General features: G+C 60.1%; 8 protein-coding genes and 2 pseudogenes. 5 read left to right on the top strand and 5 right to left on the bottom strand.

Annotated features, from left to right (window positions below; translation table 11 throughout):
• Positions 1-120: 120 nt before the first annotated feature.
• The 3 genes from HUK72_RS23085 to HUK72_RS23075 all read right to left on the bottom strand — a co-directional run bounded on the left by HUK72_RS23085 (position 121) and on the right by HUK72_RS23075 (position 5,463).
• A complete protein-coding gene (locus HUK72_RS23085; RefSeq protein WP_176593217.1) occupies positions 121-1,611 on the bottom strand; it encodes a succinate-semialdehyde dehydrogenase in 1,491 nt (496 codons plus the stop codon).
• Between the two features lie 372 nt (positions 1,612-1,983).
• Positions 1,984-4,446 carry a TonB-dependent receptor gene (locus HUK72_RS23080; RefSeq protein ID WP_176593216.1) on the bottom strand — a complete coding sequence of 821 codons (2,463 nt, stop codon included), beginning with the start codon at positions 4,444-4,446 and terminating at the stop codon, positions 1,984-1,986.
• A gap of 150 nt (positions 4,447-4,596) precedes the next feature.
• The gene (locus HUK72_RS23075; RefSeq protein ID WP_176593215.1) at positions 4,597-5,463 is read right to left on the bottom strand and encodes a cupin domain-containing protein; all 867 of its coding nucleotides are present in this window, start codon (positions 5,461-5,463) and stop codon (positions 4,597-4,599) included.
• Positions 5,464-6,124: 661 nt separating this feature from the next.
• Here HUK72_RS23075 and HUK72_RS27700 point away from each other — a divergent pair.
• The 3 genes from HUK72_RS27700 to HUK72_RS23060 all read left to right on the top strand — a co-directional run bounded on the left by HUK72_RS27700 (position 6,125) and on the right by HUK72_RS23060 (position 8,468).
• On the top strand, positions 6,125-6,430 hold the full coding sequence (locus HUK72_RS27700; RefSeq protein WP_176598939.1) for an SDR family NAD(P)-dependent oxidoreductase: 306 nt from the start codon (positions 6,125-6,127) through the stop codon (positions 6,428-6,430).
• Positions 6,330-6,884, top strand: a complete 555-nt coding sequence (locus tag HUK72_RS23065; protein WP_176598938.1) for an SDR family NAD(P)-dependent oxidoreductase — start codon at positions 6,330-6,332, stop codon at positions 6,882-6,884. The genes HUK72_RS27700 and HUK72_RS23065 overlap by 101 nt, the downstream gene beginning before the upstream one ends.
• Positions 6,885-7,064: 180 nt before the next feature.
• Positions 7,065-8,468 carry an aldehyde dehydrogenase family protein gene (locus HUK72_RS23060; RefSeq protein ID WP_176598937.1) on the top strand — a complete coding sequence of 468 codons (1,404 nt, stop codon included), beginning with the start codon at positions 7,065-7,067 and terminating at the stop codon, positions 8,466-8,468.
• 108 nt (positions 8,469-8,576) lie between these two features.
• Here the strand turns inward: HUK72_RS23060 and HUK72_RS23055 are convergent.
• Positions 8,577-8,783: pseudogene (locus tag HUK72_RS23055) on the bottom strand (integrase); the annotation flags it as partial.
• A 47-nt stretch (positions 8,784-8,830) separates the two neighbouring features.
• Positions 8,831-9,430 (bottom strand): annotated as a pseudogene (locus HUK72_RS23050) (IS630 family transposase); the annotation flags it as partial.
• 304 nt (positions 9,431-9,734) lie between these two features.
• Here HUK72_RS23050 and HUK72_RS23045 point away from each other — a divergent pair.
• Complete coding sequence (locus HUK72_RS23045; protein ID WP_176598936.1) at positions 9,735-10,910, top strand: ROK family transcriptional regulator; 1,176 nt, start codon at positions 9,735-9,737, stop codon at positions 10,908-10,910.
• Positions 10,911-11,175: 265 nt separating this feature from the next.
• Positions 11,176-12,200: TonB-dependent receptor plug domain-containing protein (locus HUK72_RS23040; protein WP_218036260.1), on the top strand; the 1,025-nt coding region annotated here is incomplete at its 3' end.

Raw genomic sequence — 12,200 nt, 5'->3', positions numbered from 1 at the left:
GCTGCGATACCATATGTCCTGCAACTATGCTTGCAGATACAACGAGATACGCCCGATAGAGGGCGGATTGCATTATGCTGTTAATACATAAGATCTTCTGTCTGTCCTTAATTCGTCTGACTACGACTCTATTCCGCCCAGGCATAAATATTTGATCTCGAGGTAGTCCTCGATTCCGTACTTCGATCCCTCTCGCCCATTGCCGCTTTCCTTCATCCCTCCGAAGGGAGCGACCTCGCTCGAAATGATGCCTTCGTTGATGCCGATGATGCCGTATTCGAGCGCCTCGGCCACACGGAAGATTCGTCCGATATCGCGACCGTAGAAATAGGCAGCCAATCCGAACTCGGTGGCATTCGCGAGATTGACGACTTCCCTCTCGGTGCTGAAGCGAAAAACTGGCGCGACGGGACCGAAGGTCTCTTCTCTGAAGATCAGCATGTCCGGCGTCGCATCGGCCAGAACCGTCGGCAGGTAGTATGTCCGTCCCAATGCATGGCGTCCGCCGCCGGTCAGAACGCGCGCACCTTTGCTCACGGCGTCGGAGACGTGCTCGCTGACCTTCTCGACCGCCTTGCCGTTGATGAGCGGGCCGATGGTCACGCCAGCCTCAAATCCGTTCCCCACCTTCATGCCATTGACAGCCTCGGTCAATTTCGCGACGAAGGCGTCGTAGATTTTGTCTTGCGCAAACAGTCGATTGGCGCAAACGCAGGTCTGCCCGGCATTGCGGTATTTGGAAGCGAGCGCTCCCTTCACGGCCGCATCGATGTCCGCGTCGTCGAATACGATGAAAGGCGCGTTGCCGCCCAACTCCATCGACGTGCGTTTCACGGTCGATGCCGCCTGCACGATGATCTTCTTGCCCACGGCCGTCGATCCCGTGAAAGTCACCTTTCGTACGATTGGGCTCGAGGTTATTACTCCGCCGATTTCTGTCGCCGATCCGGTCAAGACCGAGAAGACGCCGCCCGGAATGCCCGCCCGCTCGGCCAGCACCGCAAGCGCCAAGGCCGAAAGCGGCGTTTCTTCGGACGGCTTGACCACCATCGTGCAACCGGCGGCCAGCGCCGGGCCAGCCTTCCGGGTGATCATTGCCGCAGGGAAGTTCCACGGCGTGATGGCAGCGCAGACTCCAATCGGCTGCTTCAGGACGACGATACGCCGGTCGGAGGCGAAGCTGGGAACGGTATCGCCGTAGATGCGCTTTCCTTCCTCGGCGAACCACTCGACGTAAGAAGCTGCATACATGATTTCGCCGCGACTTTCCGCCAGCGGCTTGCCTTGCTCGGCCGTCATGATCGTTGCAAGGTCTTCTTGGTTGGCGACGATCAAATCGAACCATTTGCGGAGCAGCGCGGCCCGCTCCTTTGCCGTCAGCGCACGCCAAGCTGGCCAAGCAGCGTCGGCGGCGGCAATTGCACGGTTGGCTTCGGCCGCCCCCATGTCGGGCACGGTCGCCAACAGTTCGCCGGTTGCGGGGTTTGTGACCGCTAAAGTGGCACCACTGTCAGCCAGCGTCCAGGCGCCGGCGATAAAGCAGGCGCTGCGCAGGAGTGAGCCGTCGGCCAAATTAGGCGGGCGGCTTGCGATCTTTGCTTGCGACGTCATAGGCGTACCCGTCCAATAGAATCAACTCGAAGCGATGTGCTAGCTTGTTCAGGTGCTGGAATGCGGACATTATAGTTGACGTTCAAAGCGAATCTTTGAGAAGCGCTCGCAACAGCTCAAGTGCTTGAATGCATTCCGTGACCGGCCCCCACTGAGTGGTCACCCGGCATTTTTATATGCTACAACTAAGAGGGCCACGGACTTTGTCCGCTTACGCCCGGGCCTGTCTGCCCGATGGTTCGAAGCCTATGCCCTTCGCTGGCCGGGACGATGGGCGGATTCCAGCCAGGGTCGGCTCAGGTAAGACTTACGGCCAGAAAGGACGCTGGCGCGGCAGGCTTTCGCCCGTCCGCGCCAGCGCCGAGGCGGGGGTTACTTGAAGCGGACCTTCAGCGACACACCGTAAGTGGTCGGCATGCCGGTGGCCTGCGTGATGATATCGTTGTACGAGATGACGTTCTGGACGTTGAATTGGTTGAAGATGTTCTTGCCCCAGGCCGATATGGTGAGCCGGTCACCGGGGAAATCGTAGCCGATACGGGCGTCGACCAGGGTGTAGCCATCGATCCGGAACGGATACGGCTTGATCGACCGAGCGGGCGCGCCGGGAATGCGCAGGATGCTGCCGCCAATATAGGCATCAACATCAGAGCGATAGTTCACCGAACCGCCGACGAAGACTGATCCACCATTGCCCGTCGCGATCCGGTAATCGACGTCTCCGGTCAAGCTCCAGCTCGGGGCGAAGGGCAGACGGTTGCCGGCGAAGTTGAACGGCTGATTGTGGTTCGGACCGCCGATGTTCCCGAACACCGTGGTGGCTGTGTATTCGTCCACCTTGGTCTTTAAGTAGCTGGCCGAGCCCGTCAGGGTGAGGCCAGACACGGGCCGGACCACAAGGTCGGTTTCAACGCCGAAGATATGCGACTTCGGCACGTTGTCGAGGCGCTGGAGCAGGCCGAAGTTCACGTCCACGAACGTGCCCTGGATCTGCTTGTCCCGGTAGTCTTGATAGAAGATCGCTCCGGTCCATTGTACCACGTTGCCCAGGAACTTGGCCTTGAAGCCGCCTTCGTACGAGGTGACCTGTTCCTGTTTGGCAGGCCTGAAAGTGTCGGTCGTGGTGGCGGTGAGTACCGGGAAGCTGCCCGCCTTGAAGCCCCGCGAAACGTTGGCGTAGAACAGCAGGTCACGCGTCGGCTTGAAGTCAATACCCACCTTCCACGAGACGTTATCCTCGGAAAGGCGGTCCAGGTAAGGCTTGCCATTCGAGAAATCCGGGAAGAGCGTGAAGCAGGCACCCGGATTGTTTATGCCGAGACCGAACGCTACCGAAGCGCGCTGATCGGGCGTAGTGTCGCTGTTGCACAACCGCTCGTGGTTGACCGAGTGGGTGTAGCGGATGCCCCCTTTCAGCGTGATCTGATCGGTCAAATCAAATTCACCGTTGGCGAACGCGGCGACATTGTCCATCTTGCCCCGACTGTCGATGGTAGAGATATGAGCCCAGGCGACTGCCGCATTGGACACCCCGTTGTCACCGAAGGGAATGTCCTGGGATTCAACCACCTTGCTGTGGTTGTAATTGCCTCCGACGGTCCAACGAAACTGCTGGCCGGGAGCCGCGGCATTGGAGATCCGTAGTTCTTGCGAAAAGTCGCTGATCTTGCCCTCGTCGCGGGGATTGTCGACAAATTGATAGGGAGAGCCGTCCAGGTCGAACGACATATTCTGGGTCAGCCGGCTGAAGCCGGTGATCGAAGTGATGGCGATGCTGTCACTCAAGTCCAGGTCAGCGCGCAGCGTGGCCTGGAACAGGTTGCGGTCACCCGTCGGCACGGCGGGCTTCGTAATAGACTGGAAGCCCGGCGTGTAGCCCGGGGCGGGATTGAGCGGAAAAGGCAGCCCGCCGGTCAGCGGACCGGGGGTGCGGGCAACCGTCGACCAGCTCGCGGCGCGGAGGTTTTGCGGCGCGAGCGCCGCATTCAGCTCCGCAAAGGTCGGCGCCGAAGTAGTGGACGGGAGAGAGGCGATTAGCTGCAGCGCCTGCGGCTGCGAGCGATCGACCGATCCGTTGATATTCAGCGCGAACTTCAGCCGGTCGCTGGCCTGCCAGGCGGTAATCAGGCGGCCGGCAAAGTAATTCTCTGTCCCATTCTTCTGCGAGGGATCGAGAAAATTATACTGCCAGGCGTCGCGATGCTTGGCATCGAACGCTAGGCGCATCTGCACGGTGTCGCTGATCGGCCCGCTGATATAGCCGCTGCCGTGTATTTCGTTAAAGCGGCCATAATCGAGGTTAAAGCCGGCCTGGAGATCCTTGGTTGGCTTGGCGGCGACGTAGTTGATCGCACCTCCGGTCGAATTCTGGCCGAACAGGGTGCCCTGCGGACCCTTCAGGACTTCGACGCGCTCAAGGTCGTAGAGCGAGTGGCCGGCGAGGACCGGGAAGGTCAGCGGCGCTTGATCCATCGAGATGCTGACCGCCGGATAGACGCCCAGCGCGTCGGCATTGTAGCCGATGCCTCGCAGGGTGTAGACCGGGGTGCCGTGGGTTGACGGCGCCAGCGCCATGCCCGGGACGTATTTGACCAGATCTTCGGCCTTGCCGATGTTGCGCTTTTCAAGGAGCGAGGTGTCGAACGCTGCGATGCTGGCGCCGACCTTGTTGATGTTTTCGTTGCGCTTGTTGGCCGTGACGATGATGTCGCTGGTCGATTCCGCGCTTGCCTCGGCGGACGATGCGTCGGCGGCTTGTGCCCAGGCTGGTGGGGCGCTGACCGTGAAGACGACAGCCGCAGAAGCAAGCAGGCCGGACCTTGTAATGATGTTCATTCCACTCACTCCCTGTTATAAATTTTCGAGACGGCTGAAGACCTCTTGATAGGATATGGTCGCCATCACCCTCATTGTACTTGTCGCTTCCCAAGGTCCTTGCGTGCTGACGGCGGCGTGCGAATTGCCGCGGTCGGCAGAAGGCCATGATTATTCCGGAAGCGCGTCGCGGGAGACGACCGACAATTTCTTGCAGAACGGCCCCTTGGACGTCCACGTGATATGCTGGCCGGACGAAAGGCCGATCACGTCGCCCGCCTTGAACGACTGCGTCCTTCCGCTGTCGGTCTCGACCACGTCTACCTCGCCCTCGAGGAGCAGGATGGTCTCGTCGCCGTTCGTGCAGGTATAGGGCGTGACGAGCGTGCCGTTTTCATCGACAACGCTGCCGGCGATCCCCTTGCCCGACCGCCATACGCAGCTCATGAAGGAGCCCGTCGAGCCTCCGCCTCTGATGACGTAGTACTCGCCTGCGACCAGCGCGCCCTCCTTGGGCTCGACGAAATGAAACACGTCCCAGTCGGCTGGATTGTCGCTGACATGCCTGATCATGAGATCCCGCGGCGGATTTGCGGTCGGCTCGGTGCCATTCCAGATACACCAGTATTTCTTGAAGGCCGGCGCCTCGATCTCCCATTGCACTTCGAGGCCCTTGGGCAGGTTGATGACGGAGCCGGGCCCGACCCGATAGCTCTGGCCGGTGGAGGTCACGGTCAGCGTCGCGCTGCCGTCGATCACGCAGGCAAGCTCGTCGCCAAGCGGCGCGGAACAGAGAAACTTGTGCGATCCGTCCGCATTCGCGCCGGGAGCGGTCGGCCCGGTCCGCCAGAAGCCGGCCTGCAGCGATCCCGACGTGCCTTCCGGTCGGGCTATCGTCACTTCACCGTGGATCTGCCGACCGAGGCTCGGTTCAATCCAGTCGAATGGCGCCCATTGGTCCGCCGGTGGATTCTGGACACCGCGGTGTACCGTATAACGCGGGCCGGACTGAACGTCGTGCAATGAACCGGTGGCCATATTCTCGCCTCCTTGGATTGCGCCTTCACTGGGAATTGCGCCTTCACTGATTTTAAGTGCCGTGCGGCTACGAGAGGCGCCAGCCCATGTTGCAATATTGATGCAAAAGCGGGCCATGCCCTAGAACCATGATTTATGTTTTCGATGGTGCCATTTCGCCTGCCGCGGCGCGCGTTGCACCTTAGCCCCGTTAGTCTCCCAGTAGATGGGACCCCGAGGAATCCGGGGGCATGCTTCGCTCTGGTGCCCTGCTTGGACTACCCGCGCCGTCTTCGGCCGGATGCTGGCGAGGTCTTTCACGGCGAGGTCGGACAGGCGCGGTAACGGACGTATCGCGATTTGCGCGCAACAATCGCGAATGGTATTAGCGTTCGAGATCTGCATTGCCGTTGATGTGCGGTTGATCGTCCAGGTGACCGTCCCAAGGGGACTGTCGAAAGGCGAGCGCAGAGCGGCGACAGGTCGCTTAGCGGAAATCTTCGGGCAAGCTTGGTAGGCTGATCTGGCTCCGTCAAAAAATGCCCGAAATGGCCCTAGGTCGCGGGGGCAGACGTGCTCTAGCTAGATCCGCGCGGCGCTTTTTCGGAGTGTCCGCGATGAAAATGAAAGCTGTAGTGTCCCGCGACGATCTTAGCGACTTCGGCAATCAAGGAAGACAAAGATGATCGATCTCACCGGCAAGTCCGTAATTATAACCGGCGCAGCCAGCGGCATAGGGCGTGCGACCGCGATACTCGCCGCCAGCCTTGGCGCGAATTTGACGTTGGGGGACCGCACCGAAGAAGCCGGGGCCAGCGTCGTCGATGAGATCGAAGCTGCCGGGGGAACGGCGCAATTCGTGCGGTGCGATGTGGCGCAGGAAGACGATGTCGAGGCGCTCGTTTGCCGCTGCGGTGTCCCGGTACGGACAGCTGGACGGCGCGCTCAACAACGCCGGCCGCCTCAGTGTAGGCAAAGATCTCCATGACCTCACCTGGGATGAAATTGAGCAGGTCTACGCCGTCAACGTGAAGGGCGTGTTCCTGTGTATGAAATATGAGATCAGGGAGCTTCTACGCACAGGTGGCGGGTCGATCGTAAACACCGCCTCGGGGAGCAGCGTCGTCGCCTTCCCGCGCGCCGCCGATTACGTCAGCAGCAAGCACGCGGTATTGGGGCTGACGCGCGCCGCTGCGCTCGACTACGCACAGCACAACATTCGGGTGAACTGCGTCATGCCGGGGACAGTGTTGACCCCGATGCTCGAAGGGCTTTTCGAATCGGCACCGGAAACCAAGGCCTTCCTTGAGTCGCGAATTCCGATGGGTCGGCTGGCACAGCCCGAGGAAATGGCGGGCAGCGTCATCTGGATGCTTTCAAACCAGGCCTCTTATGTGACCGGTGCCGCGATCTCGGTGGACGGCGGGTATACGACGACCTGAGTCAGACTGATGCCCCCTTGTCGGCACGTTCGGATCGTGGCCATTCTGGCGTGATATGGAGGCAGGCGCGACCTGACCGTATCCCCGTGAAGCTTCGCCGCGTGGCCCTCTGCGGGGTTTCGCGATTAACATGAAAGAGGGCCGCCTCGAGAATTCGGCCCCAGCGCACAGGAGGATTTCATGCCTGAATACAAGCTACTCATCAATGGTCGCCTGGTCGATGGTGCCGGGGCTATGGACGTCATCAACCCCGCCACCGAGGAGGTGCTGGCGTCCTGCCCGCACGCATCCGAAGCGCAGCTCGACCAAGCGGTCGCCGCCGCCAAGGCCGCCTTTCCCGCGTGGGCGCGGACGCCGATCGAGCAACGCCGCCAGGCGATCCTGCGCCTTGCCGACGCGATCCATGCCGATGCCGGCCCGCTGGCCCGCCTGCTGACAGAGGAACAGGGCAAGCCGCTGCCAGAAGCCGAGGCTGAAATCGCCTACAGCGAGGCCTTCATCCGCCAGATGGCGACGCATGAACTCCCGGTGCGGGTGCTGGAGGACAACAACAATCGGCGCGTGGAAGTGCAGCGCCGCCCGCTGGGCGTGGTCGGTGCGATCATTCCGTGGAACTTCCCGGTGCTGATCCTCGCCTTCAAGCTGCCCTTCGCGCTGCTCGCGGGCAACACACTCGTGGTAAAGCCGGCGCCGACGACGCCGCTGGCGACATTGCGCATTGGCGAATTGATGGCGGACATTTTCCCCGCGGGCGTGGTCAACGTCGTGACGGACCAAAACGATCTCGGCGCGCGCCTGACCAGCCATCCCGACGTCGCGAAGATCAGCTTCACCGGGTCAACCGAAACGGGCCGCAAGGTCATGGCCGGCGCCGCCGCCTCGATTAAGCGCGTAACCCTTGAGCTTGGCGGCAACGACGCCGCGATCGTGCTCCCGGATGCGGACCCTGTGAAGGTAGCGTCGGGCATCTTCCAGGGCGCATTTCTCAACGCGGGCCAGGTCTGCCTGGCCATCAAGCGGGTCTATGCCCATTCGGATGTATACGATGCGTTGTGCGCCGAACTTGCCCGTCTCGCCGAGGAGACTGTCGTTGATGACGGACTGAAGCAGGGTACCCAGATCGGCCCCCTTCAGAACCGGGCACAATACGAGAAAGTGAAAACTTTCCTGGACGATGCCGAAAACGCCGGCACCATTGTGACCGGCGGCGTAATGCCGGATCGGCCCGGATTATTCATCCGTCCAACGATCGTCCGCGACATCGAGGATGGTACGCGGTTGGTCGACGAAGAGCAGTTCGGGCCCGTTCTTCCGATTATCCGTTTCGATGATCCGGAAGATGCGCTTGCTCGCGCCAATGCATCCGCGATGGGGCTCGGCGGTTCGATCTGGTCGGACGATCGCTCCGCCGCCTATGATCTCGCCAGCCGTATGGAAGCGGGCACCGTCTGGATCAACAGGCATCTGGATTTCGGCCCGACGATTCCGTTTGGGGGCGCCAAGCAGTCCGGTATCGGCGTCGAATTCGCGGAAGAAGGATTCCACGAGTTCACCCAGATTCATGTCATCAACGAAGCGCGATAGGCCATTCCTCACCGCCGTTCCGGCCCAAATCATCAAATCGGTCTAGCCGCTCGCTTGGCCACCGCTCGCTGTGATCGGCCCCTACCGGGTGGTCCGGTTGGAGATGTTGCCGAGCAGCGGCTTGATATGCGTCTTGATACCGCTCTGGTCCATCGCCAGCGAGGCATCCTTGATCGGCCGGTTCCGCCGCCCCAGGATGCGGTCGGCACGCGCCTCGCTCAGATGCCAATCGCACAGTTCGGCAACGGTCATCTCCTTGCGGGCGCGGCGTGTCCCCTCGGCCGGGTCTTCGCCGGCGGTGACCCCGCCCAGCTGCCGGCGGCAACGCCAGCCTGATGGCGTTAGTCTAGCAGCAGATTGTCTGATGTCGGTGTGAAATGAACATGCCAATGCGGACGGCGCGCCAACCAGGCCTTGACCTTCGGTGTCTTGTGAGTGGCATAGTTGTCCATCACGAGGTGCACGTCTGGCCCCTTGGGCATCTAGGCGTCGATCCGCTTGAGGAAATCGAGGAACTCGGTTGCCCGGTGTCGTTTGTAGCACTTGCCGATCACCGCGCCAGTGGCGATGTCGAGCGCCGCGAATAGTGATGTCGTACCTTTGCGGATGTAAGTATGGGTGCGCCGCTCGAGTATGCCGGGCGCAATGCGCAAGACCGGCTGCTCACGATCCAGCGCCTGGATCTGCGACTTTTCATCCACACACAGCAGCACCGCCCGGTTCGGTGGCGACATGTACAGGCCAACTATGTCCTGAACCTTGTCGATGAACTGCGGATCGATTGACAGCTTGAATGTCTCTGACCGGTGTGGCTGCAGACCGAATGCACCCCAGATTCGGCGGATGGTAGTGTGCGACAGCCCAGACTCGGCTGCTATGGAGCGGATCGACCAGTGGGTGGCATCCTTCGGCGTGGTGTTCGGCGTGCGCTCGATCACCTGAGCCACCTGCGCATCCGATACTACGTATCGCTCCGGTGAGGTGTGGATCGGCGCCGATGCGTAACCCTGTCCTTGCGCAGCGCAACTATCTGAAATAACGTGCGAAATTGAGATGGTGCTGGGGTTCGAACCGGCGCCGATCGGGACCCCAGCGCCGTAGTATTTTTAGTTCACTTCCAGCGGCTTGGCCGAAATCTAAGCGGGTCCCGTCTCCAGGCCGATCCACACCCGCCTGCCGGAGGTCGAGCCACAATGTTTCCTTCTGAACTGATCAAGCGCATTTGTATGGTTGCGGATCGCATGATTGGCGGCATAAGCGAGGTCCATGCAAAGAAGCAGCAATCTGAATGGTGTTCGACGTTATAATGAGCGCTTGGCGCTCGCCACAATCCGACGGCGCAACGGCGCATCAAAGACGGACATAGCCAACGCGACTGGCCTTTCTGCGCAAGCTGCCGTCAGAATTGTCGATGCGCTGGAAGCATCGCGGCTTGTCGTGCGCACCGGCAAACGGACGGGCGGCATCGGTCAGCCTTCCATAATATATGAGGTGAACGGCGATGGCGGTTTTACGGTCGGCGTCGAAATCGGTCGCGAACGGCTGACGTTCGTCCTGCTCAACTATCGCGGGGAAGTGCTGGACCGCCATGTCCAGCCCGTCGATTTCCCGGTTCCGGCTTTTGTTCTCGATCAAACGGCGGCGTTCCTCGATCGTCAGCTTGCATGTCTTTCAGCGGAAAAGCGCGCGTCGTTCCTGGGGGTCGGCATAGCCATGCCCTGGTTTATCGGCGAATGGCGGCAGGAAATCGGCATTTCGCAGTCACAGGCAAGCGAGTGGCAAAGAGCCGATGTCGAACAGATGTTTCGGTCCAGATTTGCCTGTCCCGTGTTTTTCGAGAATGACGGCAATGCGGGTGCTCTTGCGGAATTGCTGACAGGCGTCGGCCTTCAGCTTGAAAGCTATCTATATCTGCATATCGGGACCTTCATCGGCGGTGGCCTGGTATTGCGGGGACAGTTGGAAGAAGGCCGCCACGGCAATGCAGGCGCCATCGCGTCGATGCCTGTGCCTTCCGCCCACGGGGGAGAGACTGAATTTCTGCTTCACAAGGCCTCGCGTTACATGCTCGAAAGGACGCTCAGCGCTTCCACAAATGACGAAGCGTCCTTCGACGACAAAGTGTCGGCCCTGCCACTGCATGTTGCCGACTGGATCGAGGAATGCGCCAGGGCGTTGGCTTTTGTCATTATCGGCGCTAACAGCCTGCTCGATCTTCAGGCAATCATCGTCGATGGAGATCTACCCCAAGCGCTGATCGCGAAAATCATATCCGAAGTTAACCAACATATCGGACGGTCAACCCCGCTGGACTTCTTCGCCCCCGACATGGTGGCTGGCACGATGCAGGCCATGGCCCCTGCCATCGGCGCTGGATTGCTGCCGATGTATGCGACTTTCTCTCCCAATCTGGCAACGCTGCTGAAAAATACCGACGCCTGAGCGCACATTGTCGAATCAGGCCGTTCGCCGTCGCTGTGGCGAGCTATCAACAAGCGCGAGCTGCTACTCTCCTCGCCACACAATCTATAATAAGACATTGTAATATATGCTATTTTTTTAAGAGTGGCAAAGCTTTGCCAATAGCGGAATTGCACTTGACGCTATTAAATCACTTTATTAGATTTAGTCGCGTCGAGCGGGGTGGGGTGCCTGCCGATAAATTATGAGCGCGTAACAAAATGCACGCCATCGGGAGGAGAAGATCATGAAAGGTTCAATTCGTACGACGGTCGTATCTGCTGTAGCCTTAGCTACGGCGATCGGATCAGGCGCGGTCATGCTTGCGATGGCAGAGGCCGCCCATGCCCAGGACGGTTCGTCGCAGCCTCAACAAAATGGTGGCGAAAACGGGAATGCCGAGATCATCGTCACGGGTGTAACGCGGGCCACCCGCAAGATTGACTCGACCAACACGATCAACACCATCACCCAGGAGGACATAAAGCGGCTCGCGCCCATGAGCACTGCGGACCTCCTCCAGAATGTGCCGGGCATCTATGCCGAAGGCAGCACTGCAGGCGAAGCCAGCAACAATATCACCGTGCGCGGCTTGCCGGTGACAGGTGGCTATCGCTACGCGCCGCAGTTGATCGATGGCCTGCCCTGGTATGAAGAGCCTGAAGTCCAGTTCATGAACAACGACGTCGCCGTGCGCGATGACCTCATGACCGAACGCGTCGAAGTCATCAAGGGCGGCACCGGCGGCATTCTCTATTCCAATGGCCTTGGCGCGACGGTCAATCACATCACGCGAACCGGCAAGCAGGAATTTGAAGGCGGCTATCGTCTTGAACTGACCGAATATGGCCTGGTCCGCAACGAAGCCTTCCTGTCCGGGCCGATCAATCAGAATCTGACCTTCGCTGTCGGCGGATTCTATCGCTTCTCAAAGGGTATCCGGGATGTCGGCTATACCGCTGACGATGGAGGCCAGATCCGCGCCAACCTCCTCTATAAAAGCGACGACGATAGCCTCAAAATCTTTGCGCAGGCGCACTACATCAACGATCGTACGCAATTTAATCAGAACGTCCCCTTCCAGGTTCCGCGTCTGAGCACCCCGGGCACGGCCGACAACCCGACGAAAATCGATTCCAATACGATCGAACCGATCGGGATCGACTTCGGCAACGGGACCGTAAATTCGCCCTATAACCGATATTTCACGATGCTGGGCGAGTATGGCAGCCGCCAGATCGACATGGCCGACGGTATCCACCCCAATTTCAA

This window comes from Sphingobium sp. 15-1 (genome assembly GCF_013375535.1).
Lineage (GTDB): Bacteria > Pseudomonadota > Alphaproteobacteria > Sphingomonadales > Sphingomonadaceae > Sphingobium > Sphingobium aromaticivastans.
The sequence above is the reverse complement of the archived record's forward strand: the minus strand, read 5'-3'. Positions and strand labels throughout refer to the sequence as shown.

Bases quoted from the DNA above. Each gene is read 5' to 3' on its own strand.
- HUK72_RS23085 (WP_176593217.1), bottom strand. From the start codon at position 1,611: ATGACGTCGCAAGCAAAGATCGCAAGCCGCCCGCCTAATTTGGCCGAC.
- HUK72_RS23080 (WP_176593216.1), bottom strand. From the start codon at position 4,446: ATGAACATCATTACAAGGTCCGGCCTGCTTGCTTCTGCGGCTGTCGTC.
- HUK72_RS23075 (WP_176593215.1), bottom strand. From the start codon at position 5,463: ATGGCCACCGGTTCATTGCACGACGTTCAGTCCGGCCCGCGTTATACG.
- HUK72_RS27700 (WP_176598939.1), top strand. From the start codon at position 6,125: ATGATCGATCTCACCGGCAAGTCCGTAATTATAACCGGCGCAGCCAGC.
- HUK72_RS23065 (WP_176598938.1), top strand. From the start codon at position 6,330: ATGTCGAGGCGCTCGTTTGCCGCTGCGGTGTCCCGGTACGGACAGCTG.
- HUK72_RS23060 (WP_176598937.1), top strand. From the start codon at position 7,065: ATGCCTGAATACAAGCTACTCATCAATGGTCGCCTGGTCGATGGTGCC.
- HUK72_RS23045 (WP_176598936.1), top strand. From the start codon at position 9,735: ATGCAAAGAAGCAGCAATCTGAATGGTGTTCGACGTTATAATGAGCGC.